Annotated in this window: 21 protein-coding genes; 8 read left to right on the forward strand and 13 right to left on the reverse strand. The window is 63.2% G+C overall.

All coding sequences use genetic code 11. The features are described 5' to 3' along the window. Window positions 1-116 precede the first annotated feature (116 nt). The 7 genes from QN219_RS24600 (at window position 117) to nuoG (ending at window position 7,246) form a co-directional block, all read left to right on the forward strand. Entirely contained in the window at window positions 117-482 is a 366-nt protein-coding gene (locus tag QN219_RS24600) for an NADH-quinone oxidoreductase subunit A (protein ID WP_269286113.1), read from the forward strand. Continuing rightward, window positions 470-973 (forward strand): NADH-quinone oxidoreductase subunit NuoB, encoded by a 504-nt coding sequence (gene nuoB, locus QN219_RS24605; RefSeq protein ID WP_173512072.1) that lies wholly within the window; start codon window positions 470-472, stop codon window positions 971-973. Before QN219_RS24600 ends, nuoB begins: the two co-directional genes overlap by 13 nt. Beyond that, on the forward strand, window positions 970-1,506 hold the full coding sequence (locus QN219_RS24610; RefSeq protein WP_284002692.1) for an NADH-quinone oxidoreductase subunit C: 537 nt from the start codon (window positions 970-972) through the stop codon (window positions 1,504-1,506). The genes nuoB and QN219_RS24610 overlap by 4 nt, the downstream gene beginning before the upstream one ends. Before the next feature lie 89 nt (window positions 1,507-1,595). Further along, window positions 1,596-2,810 carry an NADH dehydrogenase (quinone) subunit D gene (gene nuoD / locus QN219_RS24615; protein ID WP_284002694.1) on the forward strand — a complete coding sequence of 405 codons (1,215 nt, stop codon included), beginning with the start codon at window positions 1,596-1,598 and terminating at the stop codon, window positions 2,808-2,810. A 17-nt stretch (window positions 2,811-2,827) separates the two neighbouring features. Continuing rightward, window positions 2,828-3,340, forward strand: a complete 513-nt coding sequence (gene nuoE / locus QN219_RS24620; protein ID WP_284002695.1) for an NADH-quinone oxidoreductase subunit NuoE — start codon at window positions 2,828-2,830, stop codon at window positions 3,338-3,340. Window positions 3,341-3,344: 4 nt separating this feature from the next. Continuing rightward, window positions 3,345-4,610, forward strand: a complete 1,266-nt coding sequence (nuoF, locus tag QN219_RS24625) for an NADH-quinone oxidoreductase subunit NuoF (protein ID WP_284002696.1) — start codon at window positions 3,345-3,347, stop codon at window positions 4,608-4,610. Window positions 4,611-4,630: 20 nt separating this feature from the next. After that, on the forward strand, window positions 4,631-7,246 hold the full coding sequence (gene nuoG, locus QN219_RS24630; RefSeq protein WP_284002697.1) for an NADH-quinone oxidoreductase subunit NuoG: 2,616 nt from the start codon (window positions 4,631-4,633) through the stop codon (window positions 7,244-7,246). 87 nt (window positions 7,247-7,333) lie between these two features. Here the strand turns inward: nuoG and QN219_RS24635 are convergent, their stop codons facing one another. From QN219_RS24635 to QN219_RS24695, 13 genes are all read right to left on the reverse strand, one after another. Then, window positions 7,334-7,774 (reverse strand): CBS domain-containing protein, encoded by a 441-nt coding sequence (locus tag QN219_RS24635; protein WP_284002699.1) that lies wholly within the window; start codon window positions 7,772-7,774, stop codon window positions 7,334-7,336. Window positions 7,775-7,819: 45 nt separating this feature from the next. After that, entirely contained in the window at window positions 7,820-8,386 is a 567-nt protein-coding gene (locus QN219_RS24640) for an NADH-quinone oxidoreductase subunit I (RefSeq protein WP_284002701.1), read from the reverse strand. 82 nt (window positions 8,387-8,468) lie between these two features. Further along, window positions 8,469-9,455, reverse strand: coding sequence for an NADH-quinone oxidoreductase subunit NuoH (gene nuoH / locus QN219_RS24645; RefSeq protein ID WP_173512080.1), 987 nt, complete (start codon window positions 9,453-9,455; stop codon window positions 8,469-8,471). 360 nt (window positions 9,456-9,815) lie between these two features. Further along, window positions 9,816-10,004 carry a hypothetical protein gene (locus tag QN219_RS24650; protein ID WP_246299684.1) on the reverse strand — a complete coding sequence of 63 codons (189 nt, stop codon included), beginning with the start codon at window positions 10,002-10,004 and terminating at the stop codon, window positions 9,816-9,818. Window positions 10,005-10,127: 123 nt separating this feature from the next. Further along, a complete protein-coding gene (locus QN219_RS24655) occupies window positions 10,128-10,895 on the reverse strand; it encodes an SDR family oxidoreductase (protein ID WP_284002702.1) in 768 nt (255 codons plus the stop codon). Window positions 10,896-10,904: 9 nt separating this feature from the next. Beyond that, the gene (locus QN219_RS24660; RefSeq protein WP_284002704.1) at window positions 10,905-12,614 is read right to left on the reverse strand and encodes an SMP-30/gluconolactonase/LRE family protein; all 1,710 of its coding nucleotides are present in this window, start codon (window positions 12,612-12,614) and stop codon (window positions 10,905-10,907) included. Next, window positions 12,593-13,573 carry an NAD(P)-dependent oxidoreductase gene (locus QN219_RS24665; protein ID WP_284002706.1) on the reverse strand — a complete coding sequence of 327 codons (981 nt, stop codon included), beginning with the start codon at window positions 13,571-13,573 and terminating at the stop codon, window positions 12,593-12,595. The genes QN219_RS24660 and QN219_RS24665 overlap by 22 nt, the downstream gene beginning before the upstream one ends. Window position 13,574: 1 nt before the next feature. Beyond that, window positions 13,575-14,660 (reverse strand): ABC transporter ATP-binding protein, encoded by a 1,086-nt coding sequence (locus tag QN219_RS24670; protein WP_284002707.1) that lies wholly within the window; start codon window positions 14,658-14,660, stop codon window positions 13,575-13,577. 1 nt (window position 14,661) lies between these two features. Further along, on the reverse strand, window positions 14,662-15,492 hold the full coding sequence (locus QN219_RS24675; protein WP_284002708.1) for a carbohydrate ABC transporter permease: 831 nt from the start codon (window positions 15,490-15,492) through the stop codon (window positions 14,662-14,664). Window positions 15,493-15,505: 13 nt separating this feature from the next. Further along, entirely contained in the window at window positions 15,506-16,411 is a 906-nt protein-coding gene (locus tag QN219_RS24680; protein WP_284002709.1) for a sugar ABC transporter permease, read from the reverse strand. A 77-nt stretch (window positions 16,412-16,488) separates the two neighbouring features. Then, window positions 16,489-17,754, reverse strand: a complete 1,266-nt coding sequence (locus QN219_RS24685; protein ID WP_284002711.1) for a sugar ABC transporter substrate-binding protein — start codon at window positions 17,752-17,754, stop codon at window positions 16,489-16,491. 41 nt (window positions 17,755-17,795) lie between these two features. Continuing rightward, on the reverse strand, window positions 17,796-18,965 hold the full coding sequence (locus tag QN219_RS24690; RefSeq protein ID WP_284002713.1) for a mandelate racemase/muconate lactonizing enzyme family protein: 1,170 nt from the start codon (window positions 18,963-18,965) through the stop codon (window positions 17,796-17,798). Continuing rightward, window positions 18,962-19,897 carry a dihydrodipicolinate synthase family protein gene (locus QN219_RS24695; RefSeq protein WP_284002714.1) on the reverse strand — a complete coding sequence of 312 codons (936 nt, stop codon included), beginning with the start codon at window positions 19,895-19,897 and terminating at the stop codon, window positions 18,962-18,964. The genes QN219_RS24690 and QN219_RS24695 overlap by 4 nt, the downstream gene beginning before the upstream one ends. A gap of 88 nt (window positions 19,898-19,985) precedes the next feature. On the opposite strand from QN219_RS24695, the gene QN219_RS24700 reads away from it, so the two are divergent. Then, complete coding sequence (locus tag QN219_RS24700; protein ID WP_284002715.1) at window positions 19,986-20,960, forward strand: 2-dehydro-3-deoxygalactonokinase; 975 nt, start codon at window positions 19,986-19,988, stop codon at window positions 20,958-20,960. Window positions 20,961-21,030 lie beyond the last annotated feature (70 nt).

A 21,030-nucleotide genomic window follows, 5' to 3' on the forward strand; every position in this document is an offset into this window, starting at 1 on the left:
CGGCTTTCCGGGCGACCGCATCACCGGTCCCGAATTGGGCCGTCTCGGCGCGAGCAAGGCCCTTTGCGCGTCCAAGAAGACGCGCGGCGCTGTTGGTGGGTGACGGGGACGGAATTATGACCCCAATGGAATTCCTGCCGGTTCTTTTCATGGTCGCTGGAATTGTTCTGGTGGCGCTGGCGACGCTTTTTGTCTCTTCGCTGCTGCGCCCGTCCAATCCCTATCCCGCGAAGAACATGCCCTATGAATGCGGCATGGACCCGGCGGGCGAGGCCGCTGGCGGCCGCCTGAGGGTGCAGTTCTTCATTCTCGCGATCCTGCTGGTCGTCTTCGATGTGGAGGCGATGTTCCTCTTTCCCTGGGCTGTCGTCCTGAAAGAGATCGGGCTGGTAGGCTATGTCGAGATGTTCGTCTTCATGTTGCTGCTTATCGTGGGCTTCGCCTACGCCTGGCTGAAAGGGGCGCTGGAATGGGAGGCGTAAACAACGCGATCCGCGACAGCGTTCTGTTCACCACGGCCGACAGCATCATCAACTGGGGCCGAAGATCGGCGCTGTGGCCGGAGACCTTCGGCATTGCCTGCTGCGCCATCGAAATGATCTCCGCGGGGTGCGCTCGCTACGATCTCGACCGCTTCGGCGTGGTGTTCCGGCCGTCGCCGCGTCAATCGGACGTGATGATCATCGCCGGCACCATAACCCGGAAGTTCGCGCCCGTGGTGCGCCGGCTCTACGACCAGATGCCGGAGCCGCGCTGGGTCATCGCCATGGGCACCTGCGCCATCTCGGGTGGGGTCTACAACACCTATGCCGTGGTGCAGGGCGCGGAAACCTTCGTGCCGGTGGACGTGCATGTGCCCGGCTGTCCGCCGCGGCCCGAGGCGCTCATGCACGGCTTCCTTCTGCTTCAGGAGAAGATCAAGAAGTCCAGGGCGCTTGCCGGGACGCCGCTGGAGAGGATCGCCCTGCCATGAGCGCGGAGACCTCTCTCATCCGCACCTTGATCACGGAACGTTTTGGAGGGGCAATCGAAGAGCTCGGCTTCTCGCATGGGGTTCACGCTTTCGCCTCTCCGCCCGACAAGATCGTCGAGCTTTGCCGATACCTGAAGGAACACCCGGCGCTGCGGTTCGATTTCCTGTCCGACATTTGCGGGGTCGATCACCACCCCGAGGCACCGCGATATGAGGCGGTGTACCACCTCTATTCGCTGCCGAACAAATGGCGCGTTCGGATCAAGTGCCGCCTCGGCGACCCGCCGCGGGTGCCCTCGGTGACGGGGGTCTGGCGCACCGCCAACTGGCACGAGCGCGAGGCGTGGGACATGTACGGGATCAGGTTCGAAGGCCATCCCGACCTGCGCCGGATCTACATGTGGGAAGGGTTCGAGGGCTTCCCGCAGCGCAAGGATTTTCCGCTCCGGGGCTACAAGGACGAGCTGAACCCGTTCGGCGCCGAAGGCACACCGCCGACCCAGCCGGACCTTGCCACCAAGGACATCCCCTAGAGCGGGATGAGGAAAAGTGTGTGCGGTTTTCCGCCCGCATCCCGTATCAACTGGTTTAACGGAGGCCGCTCGACACCGGGAAATGTGAGATGACCGAAGTCACTGAGCTCACGAGGCCGCAAGGCGAGGCAATCGACACCAAGGAGGTGCTTCTCAATCTCGGCCCGCAACATCCCAGCACGCATGGAGTGTTGCGGCTCGTCCTCGAGCTGGACGGCGAGTATGTCTCCCGCGTCGACCCGCATATCGGTTACCTGCACCGCGGCACCGAAAAACTGGCCGAGAGCTTCACCTACACCCAGATATTCCCGCTCACCGACCGGCTCGACTATGTCTGCCCGCCCTCGAACAACCTGGCCTTCGCGCTGGCAGTCGAGAAGCTCCTGGGTATCGAAGCGCCGATCCGCGCGCAGTATATACGCGTGCTCATGGCGGAACTCGCGCGGATCTCCGGCCATCTCCTGATCACCGGCGCCCTGCCGATGGATCTCGGCGCCATGACCGCGCTGCTTTATGCCATGCGCGAGCGCGAAATGATCATGGACCTGTTGGAGATGGTCAGCGGGGCGAGGATGCACACCTCGTTCTGCCGGGTTGGCGGTGTGCGCGAGGACCTTCCGGACGGCTTCTTCTCGAAGATCAGGGAGTTCTGCGACATCTTCCCGAACCGGATCCGCGATTACGAGCGGCTGCTCGAGAACAACCGGGTGTTCCTGAAGCGCACCCAAGGGATCGGGGTGATCTCCGCCGAGGACGGCATTGATCTTGGACTGAGCGGCCCGAACCTGCGCGCCTCAGGCGTCGACTGGGATATCCGGCGCGACGAGCCCTACGAGATCTACGATCGGCTCGACTTCAAGGTCATTACCCGCGACGAGGGCGATTGTTATGCGCGCTGGCAATGCCGGGTCGAGGAGATGCGCGAAAGCGTCCGGATCATCGAGCAATGTCTCGACCAGATGCCCGAGGGGCCGTTCCAGATCGACATGCCGACCATCGCCTTCCCGGTGGACAAGGAGCGGGTGCACTGCTCGATGGAGGCGCTGATCCAGCATTTCGACCTGTCGGCCTATGGCTTCAATGTGCCGAAGGGCGAAGTCTATTCGGCGATCGAGGCGCCAAAGGGCGAACTCGGCTTCTACATCATCAGCGACGGGTCGCCGAAACCTTTTCGCATGAAGGTGCGGGCACCTTCGTTCGTCAACCTTCAGGCACTCTTCGGGGTCACCAACGCCCACTACCTGGCGGACATGATCGCCGTGCTCGGCAGTCTCGATCCTGTCATGGCGGAGGTGGACAAGTAGCAGGAGATTTGAACGCGATGACCATGCGCGAAGAGATCGAACAGGCGGCGGCGCGGTATCCCGACCAGCGCTCGGCGATCATGCCCGCGCTCCTGATCGCGCAGAAGGAACATGGCCATCTGCCCGGCCCGGTGCTGGAAGAGGTCGCCGACATCCTCGGCGTCGAGCGGATCTGGGTCTACGAGCTGGCGACCTTCTACACCCTCTTCCATACCGAGCCGGTGGGCATGTTCCATCTGCAGCTCTGCGACAATGTCTCCTGCATGCTGTGCGGCTCCGATAACCTGCTGGGGCATCTGGAGGATGTCCTCGGGATCAAGAAGGACGGCACGACCACGGACGGGCTGTTCACGCTCTCGACCGTCGAATGCCTCGGCGCTTGCGAGATGGCCCCGGTGATGCAGGTCGGCGACGATTATCACGGCGACCTTGACATTGCCCGGGTCGACGCGCTGCTGGACAGGCTGCGCGCGACGGTGCGGCAAGCGACCGGCCCCGATCTCACCGCCGCAGGAACACCGGGAGAATAGCGCCATGTTCGAGCCGGTTCTTCTCAAGAATGTCGACATGCCGGACGGTCATTTGCTGTCGACCTATGAAGCCGGCGGCGGCTACAAGGCGCTGGCGAAGGTGCTTACCGACTACACGCCCGACGAGGTCGTGGAGCTCGTCAAGCAATCCAACCTGCGCGGTCGCGGCGGTGCCGGATTTCCGACCGGCATGAAATGGAGTTTCGTGCCGAAAGGGGCCGACAAGCCGAAATACCTGTGCTGCAACGCCGACGAAGGGGAGCCTGGCACATTCAAGGACCGGATCATCATGGAGCGCGACCCGCACCAGCTCATCGAGGGGCTGGCGGTCAGCGCCTACGCGATCGGGGCGGAAACCGCCTATGTCTACGTCCGCGGAGAATATGTGGCTGCTATCCGTCGCCTGGAGCAGGCGATCGTCGAGGCTCATGAAAAGGGCTATCTGGGAAGGAGCATTCTTGGATCGGATTTCAACTTTACCGTCCACATCCACTGCGGCGCCGGCGCCTATATCTGCGGCGAGGAGACCGCGATGCTCGAGTCGCTCGAGGGCAAGCGGGCGCAGCCGCGATTGAAACCGCCGTTTCCGGCCGTGGCCGGGCTCTACGCCAGCCCTACTGTGATCAACAATGTCGAGACGCTCGCCTGCGTGCCGCACATCGTGACACGCGGGGCGGCCTGGTTTCGCGGCATCGGCCCGGACAAGAGCCCCGGTCCGAAGCTCTATTGCGTGAGCGGGCAGGTGCGCAAACCCGGCCTCTACGAGTTGCCGATGGGCATACCGCTCAAGGAACTGGTTGAGAACCACGCCGGCGGTCCGCTGCCGGGACGCAGGATCAAGGCGGTGATCCCGGGCGGGGTTTCGGCGCCGGTCATCCCGGAGCCCGGGCTGGAAGTGGGGATGGATTTCGACTCGCTGGCCGCCGCCGGATCGATGCTCGGCTCGGCCGGCGTGATCGTGGTCGACGACTCCACCTGCATGGTCAAGGTCGCCACCCGGATCATCGAGTTCTTCCATCACGAGTCCTGCGGCAAGTGCACGCCGTGTCGGGAGGGACTGAACTGGGTCGTGAAGGTCCTGCGCCGGATCGAGGCCGGGGAGGGCGAGCCGGGCGATCTGGAACAGCTGGAGATGCTCTGCAAAGGCATTTTCGGTAACACGTTCTGCGCCTTGGGCGACGGCGCGGCCATGGGCTTGCGGGCCGCCCTTAAGCATTTCCGCGACGAATTCGTCACCCATATCGAGGAGCGGAGGTGCCCGTTCCACTGAAGGATGGGCTGCGAGGAACTATGGTTAGCATTACCATCGACGGACAGACGCTGGAAGTTGAGGCTGGCTCCACAGTGCTGCAGGCTGCCGAACGCTTGGGCATCGACATCCCGACCTTCTGCTATCTGAAGCGGTTGCCGGCGCTGGCCTCGTGCCGCATGTGCCTGGTCGAGATCGAGGGGCTGCGGCGATTGCAGCCGTCCTGTGCCACCGTGGTCACCGACGGAATGGTGGTGCGGACGAACACGCCTCAGATCGACGAAACGCGTTCTTCCATGCTCGACATGCTGCTCGCCAACCATCCCCTCGACTGCCCGATCTGCGACAAGGGCGGCGAGTGCGAGCTTCAGGACATGGTGATGGCATACGGGCCACGCAAAAGCGAGTTCCACGATCCCAAACGAGTGTTCCACTCGAAGGACATCCGTCTGAGCCCGGTCATCATCATGAACGTCAACCGCTGCATCCAGTGCCAGCGCTGTGTGCGGATGTGTGAGGAAGTCGTCGGCGCGGTCGCTCTGGGCACCGTCGAAAAAGGCATGGATACCGCCGTCACCGGCTTCGAGGGCAGCCTCGCGAGTTGCGACCAGTGCGGCAATTGCGTCGAGGTCTGCCCGGTCGGCGCGCTGATGAGCTTCCCCTATCGCTACAAGGCGCGACCCTGGGATCTGGCCGAGACCGACACGGTCTGCCCGCATTGCGGCACCGGATGCCAGCTGACCGTCGGCGCGCGCAAGGGCGAGTTCATGCGGGTCCGCTCGAAGCAGGAGCACGGGGTCAACCGCGAAACGCTCTGCGCGCGTGGGCGCTTCGGCCTCGACTTCATTGAGAGCCGGGACCGGATCAAGCGGCCGATGATCCGCCGTGACGGCGCCCTCGTTCCGGTTTCCTGGGACGAGGCTGGGGATTATCTGCGCCGGCGACTGTCGGCCGTCGAGGACAAGGTTGCCGGCGGACTGGCCTCGCCGCGCCTTTCGAACGAGGTGCTCTACCAATTCCAGAAGCTGATGCGGACGGTGTTCCGGACGAACAACATCGACTGTTCGACGCGCTGGTCCACGCCCTTCGATGCGCTCGGGCCGTTGGTTACCGGTTTCCATACCCGCGCGCCGCTGGACGAGGTCATCGGCAACGACTGCGTGCTGGTCGTCGGCGGCAACGTGACCGAGGAGAACCCGGTCACGGAATACCTGCTGCGCGACGCCGCGCGCCGGCGGCAGACCGGATTGCTCATGCTCTCGGCGCGGCCATCCCGTCTGGAAGCCGATGCCAGGGCGGTGGTTCGCGTCCCTCCTGGCGGAGAAGCGGCGAGCCTTGCAGCTGTGGTCGCCGCGCTCATGACAACGGCTGATCAGAGCTTGCCGGGCGACGTTCTTGCGGACATCGGTGCGGTAGTCGGCGGTCAGGCGGCGATCACCGGCCGTGACGGACCGGATCGTCTGGCCACGGCGCTTAAGGAAGGCCGCAGCGTCACCCTGCTTGTCAGCGTCGACCTCCTGAGATCACCTGAAGCGCGTGCCACACTGCAACAGCTCAACAATCTGCTCCAGGTTCTTCGCCTGCTCGGCAAGGACGTGGCGATGCAGTTCCTTTTCGACCGTGCCAACCAGATGGGTGCCTGGGACATGGGAGTCCTGCCGGCGGCTCTGCCGGGGCTGCGGGCGGTATCCGATGACGCGGCGCGCACAGCGCTCGCCCGGAGCTGGGGCGCCGAAGTCCCGTCTGAACCGGGCGCGGATCTCGACGCAATGCTGGAGCTCTGCGTCGGCGGCCGGATGGGCGCGCTCTACATCGCCGGAACCGACCCCCTAGTCAGCTATCCCGACAGGGATTTCGTGACACGGGCGCTTGGCGCCGCCGACCTCGTGATGGTGCAGGACAGCTTTCTCACGGAAACGGCGGGTCTGGCCGACGTCGTGCTGCCCGCGGCGGGTTACGGCGAGGAATCCGGCACGTTTACCAACAACGAGGGCCGGACGCAGAAGATCAGCAAATTCCGCGAGCCCGCCTTCGACGCGCGGGGCAATCTGGCGGTTTTCGACTTCGTCGCGGCGCTCCGCAATCAAGCGCTGCGGCCATCGACGCAGGGCGAGATTTTCGACGAGATCGCCTGGCTTGTTCCGGCCTATCAGGGTTTGACGCCGGATGGGCTTGGCGCAGACGGCGCCTTCACAAAAGCGGCCCCGACGCCACCGGCTCATGAGTTCTTCGCGGCACCACCTACCGCGAAAGCAACCAACCAACTCGTGCTGGTCACCGGCAACGGCCTGTTTCACAACGGATATCTTTCCGAACGCTCGGAGATCCTGAATACGATCGCGGATGACCCCTATGTCGAGATGAGCGCGCAGGATGCCGCTGAGCTTGGCCTTTCCGATCAGGATCAGGTACTCGTGCAGTCCGCTCATGGCGAACTGACGGCGACGCTCAAGGTCAACCGGCGCTTTCCGAGGGGCCTCGTGTTTGTTCCCGAAAACTACAGGGACCTGCGCCTCAACAGCCTGATGCGGCGGGGAGAATATCCATGTCCGGTGGAGGTTCACGAAGCAAGGGCATCTTCGGGATCATCCCTCTCACCCGATACGGCGGCGAGCGCTGAGGATGTCGACCAAGGCATGGCCGGTGGCTTACCCTGACCCTGCATCGCACACCGAGCGCATCCTCTCTTGAATCGCGAGCGCGACCCTTGCGCGCCTCGACAGACGCGCGCCGCTGCAGTCTTGTCAATGATAGTTGACCCCGCAAATGTAATCGTGCAGCTCCTGCTCCGTGCGCAATGCTTCGTCGAGCCTATGCTTGACCACGTCGCCGATGCTGACCACGCCGACAACGACGTCACCATCCGTGACCAGCACATGGCGTGTACGCCGTTGGGTCATGATCGCCATCGCAAAGGGCAGCAAATCCTGTGTCGAACAGGTCGCCACGCTGCGGTTCATTATGTCGCCGACCCGCATCATCGTTGCCTCAGGCCCGTATTCCGCCACGGCATTGCAGCAATCGCGTTCGGAAAGCGTGCCCATGTATTCCCCGGGTAAGGGACTGACGACCACAAAGCCTATATTGTTGTCGCGAAATAGCCGCAGGACTTCCACCATCGTCTGATCGGGACTGACCGCGATGACTCCGACCCCCTTGTTCCTCACGATTTCGCCGACAAACATCTGAGCCTCCTATCCAAGCGCCCCGGTTTGACAGCTGGCAGGCGTTCACGTTCGCCGGATATTCCGCCACCAGTTGTAACCCTGTGGCTCGTTCGTCTCCACAAGCACATCCTTCTTCGTGTTCAGGCGCGCAGCGACCACGCCGCCGCCGGTCGCCGCCTTGCCTGGTTTGGTGAGCAGGTTGTCGCGCCCGATCACCAGATCTCGCGAGGAAAAACTTGAGAATTCATACTGTTGACCAAGCGCGATCGCATCCGCCGGACAGGCGTCTTCGCATAGCCCGCAGAACAGGCAGCGGGCCGTGTCGATTTCGAACTTGGCCGGGCGCCGGTTGCCCTTCTCGTCCTCGTAGGGGACGACTTCGATGCAGTAGCAGGGACAGATCCGCGCGCAGAGCTCGCAGGCCACGCACTTGATCTCGCCCTCTTCGTCGCGCTTCAGGAAGTGATGCCCGCGATAACGCGGATAAGGCAGCCATTTCTCCTTGTCCGGATACTGCATGGTCACGGATCTGGAGAACATATAGCCGAAAGTCAGCGCTAGGCCGTTCGCCAGATCAGCAAAAAACGCCCAACCGATCCATGTCCCAATTGTGTTCCGTGCGCGCGACATCGCCGCCTCGCTCTCAGCATCATGCGTCTATTCGGACGCACAGGTACCGCTGCAGCCTTTGAATTGCTGGGCCGCTGCGGCCCTAAGAGAAAGCAATACCAGTTATAATTATGTTCGCCATCGACAAAGGAAGCAAGACTTTCCATCCGATCGCCATCAGCTGGTCGTAGCGATAGCGGGGGAGGGTGAAGCGAAGCCACATGAACAGATAGACGAAGAACGCCACCTTGAGCACGAACCAGACGAGCGGCGGCAATGGCAGTAGCACGCCGTTCCAGCCGCCGAAGAACAGGATCACGACCAGGACCGACACCAGGAGCATGATGGCGTATTCGCTTGCCATGAAGAACGCGAAGCGGATGCCACTATATTCGGTATGGAATCCGGCCCCGAGATCGCCTTCCGCTTCCGCCAGATCGAAGGGAATGCGCTGGGCTTCGGCCAGCCCGGCGACGAAGAACACGAAGAAACCGACCGGTTGATAGACGACGTTCCAGACATCGGCCTGGGCTCGCACGATGTCCAGAAGGCTCATGGACTGCGCCATCATTACCACGCCGATGACCGCGAACCCCATCGGGATCTCGTAGCTGATCATCTGCGCGCAGGTCCTGAGGCTGCCCAGGACCGCGTATTTGCTGTTCGCGGCCCAGCCGCCGAAGATGATGCCGTAGACCTCCAGGCCGATCACGGCGAAGACGAAAAGGAGCGCCACGTTCAGGTTGGAGACGTAGAGCGTGATCTCGTTGCCGAGGACCGAGACGGTTTCGCCGAAGGGGACCGCGACGAACACCACGAAGGGCGGGGCGAGCGCCAGGATTGGAGCCAGTTTGAACAGGAAGCGGTCGGCATCGGCCGGGATGTGGTCCTCTTTGGTCAAGAGCTTGATGCCATCCGCCACCGGCTGCAGCAGCCCGTGCCATCCGACGCGCATCGGTCCCATCCGCTGCTGGATGTGCCCGGCGATCTTGCGTTCCACCCATGTTAGCGGCAAGGGCAGCAGCAGCAGGATCGCAATCAGCAACGCCACTTTGAAGATGATCAGGCCAAGAGCGACGATAAGTTCCATGATCCGCGGCTACTTGTCCAACGGTTGAAACGCAACCGGACCTGCTCCGGCTGTGAGCACTTTGCGCACCTGTCTGGATGCACGGTACAACGGCCACGCACCACATACAATGCCATCGCGGCTCCGCGGTCACCCGGCGGCGATACAAGCAAGGACGGGAAGGTTTCTCCCGAAGAGGTTCAGACTTTCATGCGGCCTTGGATCATTCGGCCTTGGATCATTCTGGGGCGCTAGTGGAATGGGGAGGAATGACTGGCGGCTGGGCGTCACTCACTGACCCTGCCAGACATGGCGGCGGCCGATTGTGCACGGCGGCGTTCTCCCTGGGCCTAGGGAGACGGGGCACAGCCGCGCGGGGCGTTATCGTTGATCCGGGCTGTCCAGTCGCAACGAAAGCTGCACCCCGCCGCGTTTCAGCGCAGGCAGCGGACCGCTTAATTGAATTCGCCCGAAGATCTGTTTCCGTCGCTCTTGATGGCGTTCTCGCTGACGTCGCGCTGCGGCGACGGCAGCCATAGCTCGCTCGATTACTTCCTCCGCACGGGTCATGGCGGCCTCCGATTTGTTCACTATATGTTCTCATTCGCAGATGAGAATGTCAACTGATATCGGGGTGTCGCTTCAACACTGTTGGGCTTGAGTCTGCGGGCTGCAGGCATGGTCGGCTGTTGCCTAGTAGCCACCCGACACGAAGACGGCCTCGCCAGTCATGAAGCTGCAGGCATCCGAGGCAAGGAAGAGCGCGGCGCCCACCATTTCATCGGGGGTGCCGGCGCGGCCCATCCAGTTGAGTGTACGGACATAATTCGCCCAGCCCTCGGGGTCGCTGTCGCGACGGGCGGCGTTGCGGTCGGTATCGACGAGACCGGGGGCAAGCGTGTTGAGCAAGACCCCGCGAGCCGCGTAGTCGCGGGCAAGACTCTGGATCAGATTGTGCTGAGCAGCTTTCGTCGCCGCGTAAATCGAGACGATCGACTTCGGTCGCAGCTGGTTGATGCTGCCGATGTTGACGACGCGACCCCAGCCGCGTTCGGCCATACCCGGCAGCACGGCCTGCAGCATCTCGACCGTCGAGCGCAGATTGACGTCGATCTGTGTCGCGAAGTCCTCGATCGTGACGTCGTCGAATGTTCCGTTGATTTGGGCAGATGCATTGACGACCAGTATGTCCAAGGGACCGGCGGCTGCTACCGCCTCGGCGACAATCTCCCGGCCGGCGCCCGCCGGCGATAATTCCCCGTGGATCGAAACAGCATGGCCTCCGGCTGCGCGGATCGCCTGCTCGACCTCATCTGTCGCCCCAGACCTTTGGCCGTGCAGAACCACCCGCGCCCCATAGGCGGCAAACCCCCGGGCCATCGACGCGCCGATGCCGCGGCTCGACCCCGTCACCAGAGCCGTGCGGCCCTTCAACGAGAAGATGTCCAGATATTTCGTCACGAGATCTCCTCATCCGGCGAACGGATTGGTGGGCAGGCCGCGCTCGCCGGGTTCGCAGGCGAAAATTCCACCCGAAAGGGGGGCCTCGGCCAGGGTCGAGGCGGGCAGTCGCGTGCGGGCGCTGGTGACGAACAGGGTTGCCAGATTATGGCCGCCGAAGGCCACGCTGGTAGGACGCGGAATCGGCAGGTCGATGGCGCGGTCGAGCCGGCCGTCCGGCAAGTAGCGGTTCACGCGCCAACCGTCCCATATGGCACACCAGACGCCGCCGTCCGCATCGACGGCAAGCCCGTCCGGACGGCCTTCGGACTCAGGTACGCTCACGAAGACGCGACGGTTGGAGATAAGCCCTTCTCGCGCGCCGAAGTCATAGGCGTAGACGATGCCCGGAACGGTATCGACAAAATAGAATGTGCCGCCGTCGGGACTCCAGGCGAGCCCGTTGGCGACAGTGAAGCCGCTATCGGCGCGGACAACGTCGCCCGCGCCCGTGAGGCGGTAGAGACTGCCGCTGGGGCGGCTCACGTCGAGCCGCATCGAGCCGACCCAAAGCCGGCCGCTCGGATCGATCTTGGCATCGTTCAGACGGTTCTCCGGCAGACCGGGCTCCGGCTCTGCGAAGGGGGTAAAGAGACCGTGATCGAAATCGAAGCGCTCGATGCCGTCCTGCGATGCCACGAGCAGTCCGCCATCACGCGTCGGTAGAACGGCGCTGACAAGCTTGGAGACGTTACAGCTCTCGTTCTTGCCGGAAATCGGGTCGAAGCGATGGATGGCCGGGTGCAGGATATCGACCCAGTAGAGCCGCCTCTCCCTCTCGACCCATGCGGGCGCTTCGCCGAGCTGCGCGCCCCAGGGCAGCACGCAATGCACGCCGCTGAAGCCGCCGGACCGCGCGCGGGGCCGCGGACCGGAGCTGATCGCCACAGCGCCGACCGAGCCGGTGATGCGCCGCGCGGCTGCCATCAGCTCGCGGCCGACCGGATGAATGGCGGAATTGTCGAGGCGGGAAGCCGGCCCCAGCACCACCAGAACGCCGAGCGGAACACCGTCGCGTCCGGCGATGGGAGCGGCGACGGAGTTCACACCGGTCAGATGCTCTTCATAGGAAACGGCATAGCCACGGGCGCGCGTCAGGAGCAGATCGGCCTCCAACGCCTGCGGATCGGTGATCGTTTGCGGCGTAAAGCGGTCATAGACGATCCGGCTCGTCAATGCGCGGGCGAAGGAAGGTTCCTGAAAGGCGAGCAGCGCCTTGCCGGCGGCCGTGCAGTGTATGGGCACGCGGCGGCCGACGTCGATCAGCACGCCGAGCCCGTCGCTCGACCGCTCTTCCAGATAGACGACGCGTTGACCGTCCAATCGGCAAAGCGCCACTGTCTCGCCGAGTTCGACCGAGAGGCGTTCGAGTTCCGGGATGGCAGCGCTGACGAGGTCGAATTTATCCCACACCCGATGCGACAACTCGAGGAAACGGTGGCCAAGCAGATACGCGCCGCTTGCTTCATCCTGGCGGACCAGACGGTAGACCATCAGCGTCTTGAGCATGCGCGCCAGCGTGGGCTTGGGTACTCCACTCGCCTTTTGCAGGTCGGCGAAGCGCAACGGCTTCGCCGATTCGGCGATGAGGTCGAGAAGGGCGAGTCCCTTGGCGAGCGCTGCCGCACCGGCGGGGGCTCCACGGTCTTCGAGCCCGCCTATGCCTGCCTTCTCTTCCATGCCTCTACCGCCTCGTCTAGCATGCGCATGATCGGCCATTCCGGCTCGAAGCCGAGCATTTCGCGCATGCGCTGATTGGAAGTGTGATACCACACACCGGCGCCGGGAAGATCAACCGTCACAAGCGGCAGCCCGGTCTTCTCGGCCATTACGGGCAGGACGTCTGCGAAGTCAACAGGATCGGTTGCCCCCAGATTGAAGACGCCGCCGGCCGCTTTCGGATGGGTGAGTGCGATGAGCACGCCCTTGGCCATGTCGCGGGTGTCTGTGATGTGCATCCGGAACGGCCGACCGTCCTCGTTGCGTGTGAGCACGAGCGCCGGCTGCCCGGGATCGGCCGCTCTCAAGAGGTCGGCCGCGGCCTGGTTTCCGAAGCCTTCCTGCTGCTTGATTTTCGGACGCAGGAAGAAGCGCGGACCGGAGAAAAAGCTGTCCGGATCGAGCAGTTCGCTGGCGCTCTGAGTGTGCGAGAAGCGCAGGATCACCGTCTCCATCGGCGATACGCGCCCCTGGAACGTCACCAGTTCCTCGCCAATGAGCTTGGTCATGCCATAGGGCGAGAGCGGCTTCGTCGGGTGGTCCTCGGTGATCGGCTGGAACTCCGGCTTGTTCTCCGGATAGACCTCGCCCGAACTCGCGAAGACGAAGCGCCCGACCTTCGCGTCGGCTGCTGCCTCGAGCACGATCTGCGTGCCCTCGACATTGGCGCGGAAGAGCGTGTCGCGGTCAGCCGGAAGCCACGATATGAAGGCGCCGAGATGGAGAACGGCGTCGACGCCCTCGCAGGCACGGCTTGCCGCCTCGCGGTCGTCGAAAGCGCCGACGACCTCCTCGAAGGCTGCGTCTTCCAGACCGGCCGAGCGCAGGTCGAAGCCCCGCACCTGGTGTCCTGAAGCGAGCAGTTGCCGGGCGACAAAGGAGCCGATCCTGCCGGCGGAACCGGTTACAAGCACCTTCATGTCAGTTCATTGCCTTTTCTGTCTCTGCGTCAAAGAGATGGATCTCGGAGGCGTCGAAGGAGAGCAAAAGCTCTTTCCCTTCGCGGATGGGTCCGGCATGCGCGATGCGGGCGATCAAACCCTTGCCGCGCTCTTCGTCGCGCGAAGCCGCATAGGCATGTGCGCCGGGCTCGAAGTAGACATATTTCTCCGAGCCAAGGCTTTCGACCAGCGTCGGCTTCACGGTGAATGTGATGTTGCCCTGACCGAGCGCGAGGTGTTCGGGCCGGATGCCGACGATGACCTCGCCGGCACCAACGCCCGCAGGGGCGTCGAAGGTCTGGCCGAAGAGAGTCAGCCTGCCGCCTTCCACCCTGGCACGCAGGAAGTTCATGCCCGGCGAGCCGATGAAACCGGCGACAAAGAGGTTGGCTGGTCTCGCAAACAGCGTATCGGGATCGGCGATCTGCTGAATGACGCCGTCGCGCATGATGACGACGCGGTCGGCCATTGTCATCGCCTCGATCTGGTCATGGGTGACGTAGACCGTGGTGACGCCGATGCGCTTGTGAAGCGCACTGATCTCCGCGCGGGTATGGACACGCAGCTTGGCGTCGAGATTGGAGAGCGGCTCGTCCATCAGGAAGGCGCGCGGTTCGCGCACGATGGCGCGCCCGAGTGCGACGCGCTGGCGCTGCCCGCCCGACAGCGCCTTTGGGCGGCGCTCAAGCAGATGGTCGACAGCGAGGATTTTTGCCACCTCGCGAACGCGCTTGTCGATCTCCGCTTTCGGGGTGCCCCGCATCTTCAGGCCGAAACCGATGTTCTGCCCGACGGTCAGGTGCGGATAAAGAGCATAGTTCTGGAAGACCATGGCGATGTCGCGGTCACCCGGGGCGAGGTCGGTAACATCCTTGTCGCCGATCAGGATCTTGCCGCCGCTTGCCGGTTCAAGCCCCGCGAGGATCTTCAGCATCGTCGATTTCCCGCAGCCCGAGGGGCCGACGAGGACCACGAACTCGCCGTCTGCGATCTCCAGTGAAAACTCTTTGAGGACGTTCAGCGCGCCGTAGTTCTTGTAGACGTTTTGAATGCTTATGCCGGCCATTTCACTTCTCCGCGCCGGCTGTGAGGCCGCCGACCAAATAGCGTTCCAGGAACAGGTAGATGACGAGGATCGGGAGCGCGATGAACACGGCAGCGGCCGAGATCTCGTTCCAGTCGGTGACGTACTCTCCCTTCATCGTGGTGATGCCGAGATTGGCCGTCCAACTGCCCTGTGCGTTGGTGAGGAAGGTGCGGGCATAGGCATAGTCCGCCCAGGAGAGCACGAAGGCATAGAGGGCCGTCGCTGCGAGCCCCGGGGTGGCGACCGGCAGCACGACCCGGAACATGGCGCCGAGCGGAGAGCAACCGTCGACCATGGCGGCCTGCTCGAGCTCGCGCGGGATCGTGTCGAAATAGCCCTTCAGCATCCAGGTGGTGAAGGGGATGATCAGCGTCGCGTGGGCGAGAACGAGCGACCAGAGGCTGCCGATCAGCCCGATCGAGCGGAAGATGCCGAAGAGCGGGATGACCAGCAGCGTTGCCGGCAGCATCTTGGCGGTCAGGATGAACAGGCCGAGCGACCGCCCGCCCCTGAGGCTGAAGCGCGAGAGGCTGTAGCCGGCGAAGACCGAAACGATCATCGACAGGCCGACCGAGCCGATCGCTGCAAGGGTCGAGTTCCACAGCCACAGCAGGATTGGTCGCTCGGAGGCGACCTTGGTAAAGGTGCTCCATTGCGGCTCCGCCGGCCAGAAGGACGGCGGCAGCTGGCGGATCTCGGCGAGCGTCGAGAGCGCGGTGACGAACAGCCAATAGATCGGGAAGAGCAGGATGCCGCAGACGACCGCGAGGCCCACATAGAGCGCGAAGGATTGAGAGCCGGTACGTTCCATCGTTTTGAGCCTCCTAGTACATCGCCTGGGACTTGCGGCCGAGCATCAGAAGGCTGGCGACGACGCACAGGACGAGCGTCACGATGCCGATCGCAGAGGCGTAGCCCATGTTGAAGAAGCCGAAGGCCTGATCGTAGGTCATGATGGACAGTGTCTGGGTCGCCTTCAGCGGTCCGCCGTCGGTCAGCACCTTGATGATCGAAAAATCGCGGAACACCCAAAGGATGACGAGCACCAACGTCACGCCGAGCACGGGCATCAGCACGGGGATCGTGATGTATCGGAAGCGCTGCAACGCACTGGCGCCATCGACCTTGGCGGCATTGTAGAAGTCCTCCGGGATAGATTGCAGGCCCGCAAGTGTCATGATCGAAACGAAGGGATAGCCCTTCCAGATCATGGTTATTGCCACCACCCAGAAGGCGGCGGTTGGTTCGGAGAACCAGTTGATCATCTGGCTCGTAATCCCGACCTTGATGAAGAGCCAGTTCATGAGGCCGAAGGAAGAATCGAAAATCCAGGCGAAGATGACGACGGCAATCACTTCCGGAACAGCCCAGGGCAGGGCGACGAAAAGCCGTGCGAGTGTCCGCCCCTTGAAGCGGTTGTTGACCAGAAGAGCCGTGCCGAGACCGACGGCAAAGCAGGCGGCGCTGACGACCACCACGAGTTTGATTGTTACCCAGCAGGCGTTCCAGAAATCCGGCGATGTGAAAAGCTTGCCGTAGTTCTCCAGGGTGAAGGGCCTGCGCGGCGCGTTGAGCGTGGCCATGCCGATCTTCTGAAACGACAGGTCAAGCGACACGAAGAGCGGATAGACGATGATCAGAGCCACCAACGCGACGGCCGGTAGCAGCAGCAGGTAGCCCAGCCAGTGCTGTCGGCTTGGGCGTGCCAGATCGAGGAAGCGTAGGCTCATGTCTCTGCCTTCAGGATTTAAAAGGACGGGCGCTCCCATGCGAGCGCCCGGGACTCTTCATTGGTCGGCAAAGCGTTCTATTGAAGCGCCTCTGCCTTTTCGTGCATTGTCTTGGCGACGGTCGCCGGATCGAGGTCCTCGATGATCATCCGCTGCACTTCTTCCTGGATCATTTTAGAGAATTCGTTGAACTGAACCTCGAAGCCGATCGGAATGCGGTCGATCTTGTGCTCTGCCGCCGCCTTTTGCGATTCCACCATGAGATCGAAATGCGGGATTTTCGCCTTGGCATCGGTCAGGTCCGCGCGCGGACTCGGAGGCGTGGAGGCAGCCAGCGTCGCAAAGCTGGTCTGGAATTTCTCCGAGGCGGCGATGGCGATGAAGTCCCAGACCAGTTGCTTCTTCTCGTCCGAAATCTCGCTCGGCATCGCGAGCACGTTCGACGAGCCGCCGAGCGGCGGGTCGAAGGGGACGCTCGCCAGCTTCAATTTGTCCTTGGCCGCCCCCTGCTGCATGATGGAATAGATCCACGGACCGTCGACCTTCAACGCGATCTTGCCATCGGCGAAGAGCTTGCGGACTTCACCCGCCGAAAGGTCGCGCGGCGTCAGGTTTTCCTTGACGATCGTCTTCCAGCGCGTCAGGCCCTCGACCATCTCGGGCGTGTCGATCGTTACCTCGCCTTCAGCATTCGTGAAGCGCGCGCCGGCATCGAACAGATAGCTCGCCATTTCCGCGATATATTGGCCGCCGCCGCCCTTGGTTTCGTGGCCGGTTCCGAATTGGTCGACAATACCGTCGCCGTTCAGGTCCTTGGTCGTCGCTTTGGCGGCTGCGAGGAACTCCGCGTAGGTCTTGGGAACGGCGACACCCGCCTGTTTCAGGATCTCCTCGTTGTAGCCGAAGATCGTGCCGTAATAGAGCATCATGATGCAGACGGTCGTCTCCTGGAACTTGCAGATGTCCTGGCCGCTCCAGCCGTTGAGATCGAGTCCCGCCTTTTCGACCCAGGGACCAAGATCCTCCAGCCAGCCATTGTTGGCGAAGGCCTGGAACTCGAACGAGGCCAGGTGGACGATGTCGGGCGGAGTGCCGCCGGCAAACAGCGTCGTCATGGTGTCGGCATAGGCGCTGCGTTCGACCTTGGTCCATTCGATGGTATCGCCGGGGTGCTTTGCTTCCCACTCCTTGATCACCGAGGCCCACCAATCGCCGACGCCCTTCTCGTCCTTCTGCCAGGAGACGAATTTGAGCACTTCCGCGCCGGCCGAGGTGGGCAAGGCGGCGCCGACGAGCATCGCGGCAACCGCAGACGCGGCGATCCGTTTTCCTATGGTTTTCATGTTCTCCTCCACTCCTCCACTCCTCCGCAAAGTATCCGTGTTCAGTACTTCTTGAGCAGTCCGCGAGCCTCCCTGGACGGCTCGACGCCGAGGCCGGGTCCCGTCGGCAGGACGTACTCGCCCGCGGCGCAATCCATGTCGCCGTCGAGAAGCCGGCGGTTGGGTTCGAAAATCGAATGCTGGAACTCGTGGCAGTCGACATTGGCGAGCGCCGCACTCGCCTGCAGGCTTGCCGCCATGAAAATGCCGGAGCCGATCGTTGCATGCGGGATGATCTTGATGTGGTGTGCCTGGGCATATTCGCCGATGCGCATGAATTGCGTGATGCCCTTGTGCCCCATTTCCGGCTGCACGATCGCAACCGCACCTCGGGCGACGCGCGGCACCATGTCGTAGACCGTGCGCCATTCCTCCCCGACCGCAATCGCGGTCGACACGCCGGCCGCCACCCGCGCCAAGCCGTCGAGATCTTCGGTGCGCACAGGCGCCTCCGCGAACCACAGCCCATGCGGCTCCATCGCCTTGATGAGCGTGATTGCTTCGCTTGCGGTTTGCGCCCAATGCATGTCGCAGGCGATGCGTGCTTCGGCGCCCAGCCTTTCGCGCAGCGTTTCGATCTCCGTCGCGACGCCGTCGTCGGCAACGGGAGAGGCAAATTTGAAGGAAGAGAAGCCCTTGGCTTGCCAGTGGGCGGCGAGTTCGGCCCGCTTGGCGCGCGTATCTTCCGGCAAGCCGGAGACATAGGCGGCTATCCGGTCGCGGCGCTGCCCGCCAAGCAGCTTGCAGATGGGCAGACCGGCGAGTTTGCCGGCGAGGTCCCACAGTGCGATGTCGATCGCAGCCAGGGCGTCGACATAGAAACCACCCGTGTAGCCGCGCACGCGCATCAGGTCGTAGAGGTCGTCGTGTATCGCCGCGGCATCGAACGGATCGCGGCCGATAGTGAAGTCGGCCAGAAGATCATCGATGATCTCCATGGTCGCACGCGGAGCGACCAGTCCATAGGTTTCACCCCAGCCAACGGCACCGTTCACTGTTTCGATCCGGACGAGCACGCTGCGATCGAACGTCGGATAGACCGTGCGATTGCCCTTGCGCACCAGATAACCGCGCGGGCTCGCTTCCTCGCCCCGACGCGGCTTTCCGAGATAGGGCCTCTCGCGCGGCAGGGTCAGCGTGAACGTCTCGATCTTCTTGACGCGGTCACTCATGCGCCAAATCCCCCTGCGATCGGTGCCGACACCAGAGATTGTAGCCCACATTCGGCAAAGCAGCTTTCGATGTCCCGCACCGCCAGCGCATCGAGCTCGGGCGTGGGCGCGCGCACGGCGCGATTGTCCAAGACGCCGCGGAGCCCCAGCACATGCTTGGTGAGGCGCATGCGGTAGACGGCCTGCAAAACCAACAAAGGCAATGATTTAACGTAGAGCGCCCTCGCTTCGCTTCTACGTCCGGCGCGGTAATCCCGGTCGAGGGCAACATGCAAATCGGCTATCTCCAGCGCCGGCATTGCGGCGCATGCTCCGCGATCGTACTCGTCCAGGATGTAGCGGGCGCCGCCGCCGCCGATCACGCCCAGCAGATGTTCGGGCGCATCGGCGAGGATCGCCGTGATTGCCGGGCCTGCGGGCAGCGTCTCCTCTTTCACGTAGCGGACCGCTGCGACCTGACGGACGACCTCCAGCACCGCCTCAGGCGACAGATCGGAGCCGCGCGGCGCAGGCGCGTTTTGAAGAATGATTTCAGCGCCCGGCAACTCGGCCACCACTGCGGCGAGAAACGATGCCACCGCGCCCGCGCCGGCGCCGATCGACTTCGGCGGCTGCACCATCAGGCGCGTGACTCCCAAGGCAAGCGCGTGCCTGCCGTAATTGACGACCTCTTCCACGCTCGGTGCGCTCGCGCCCGCCACGATCGGCACGCGCCCGTCGACCTCAGCGACCACGAGTTCAAGCAATGCTGCGCGCTCCTCGACGCTAAGCGTCTCCACTTCGCTGGCAAATCCAGGGAAGACGACTCCGTCGACCCCGGCATCGACCGCGAAGCGGACGACCCGACGCATCGCGTCGAAATCGACGCCGGCATCCGCAAAGGGGGTCGGAAGCACCGGAAGTATCCCCGTCAGAAGCATCGCTAGGTCCATATCATGAGACTTATGTTTTATGTTGTGGACCATAAGCGAGAATGGTAGGTGATGTCAATCACGCACCGCGATGGGAAGGAGACCTGACTTGTCCAGCGCTTCCAGAAATTCAGTCACAGTCGTGCTCGATTGGGGCACCAGCGGCTTCCACGCCTTTCTGGTGGATCCAGAGGGTTCGCTCGTCGATGCGAAGAAAGGCGCGCAGGGTATCCAGTCCGTGCCGAAGGGCGAGCATGGGCGCGTGCTTTCGGACGCTCTCGCAGCCTGGCGCAATGAGCATGGCCCACTCGCGATCGTCGCGGCAGGAATGATCGGCAGCCGCAATGGCTGGCTCGAGATGCCTTATGTGCCGACGCCGGCGACGGCCGCGGATTTCGCTGCGGCCAGCCGCACCATCGAACTTCCCGAAGGAGACCGGCTCATGTTCCTTCCGGGGCTGACCGATCCGTCGGCCTTTCCGTTTCCCGACGTCATGCGCGGCGAGGAGACCCAGCTTGTGGGCTTCGGGCTGGAACAGGACATCGTCGTCGTTCTTCCCGGCACCCATTCCAAATGGGCCGAGATCCGCCACGGCCGCATCGAGCGATTCCGCACTTTCGTTACCGGCGAGATCTTCAACACGCTTGCGAACCATTCCTTCCTGGCGAAGGTCGCGACGGCGGAAGGCGACCACGCCAGCGCGGCTTTCGCCGAAGGCGTAGCGCTTGCCCGCGACGAAAGCGGAAGGGCCGGCGGCCTGTTGACCCGGCTCTTTGCCGTGCGCACCGGCTGGCTCGCTGGCAAGATCACGCCCGAGGAGATGAAAAGCCGGCTGTCCGGTTTGATCGTCGGGTGGGAATTCGCCGAGGCGCGTGCCGGGGGCTGGTTCAACGAGGGCGACACGATCGCGGTCGTTGGCGATGACGGCCTGGTCGAGGTTTACGAGGCCGTGTCCAAGGCCTTTGGCGTGAATCTTGCGCCGGCCCCTGCCGACGCAGCGATCCGCGGCGCGCTCGCCATCTCGGAATACGATCTTCGCTCGCGCGGCCGGGAAGGTTCTGGCAGATCGTACCAGCGCGCCTGAGCACGCCGTCCATAAAAGCGCATCGAGGACAACCGCCGCCCTTGGGAAGCGGGAGGCATGATCCTATCTA

The organism is Sinorhizobium sp. 8-89 (assembly GCF_030124325.1).
GTDB lineage: Bacteria > Pseudomonadota > Alphaproteobacteria > Rhizobiales > Rhizobiaceae > Sinorhizobium.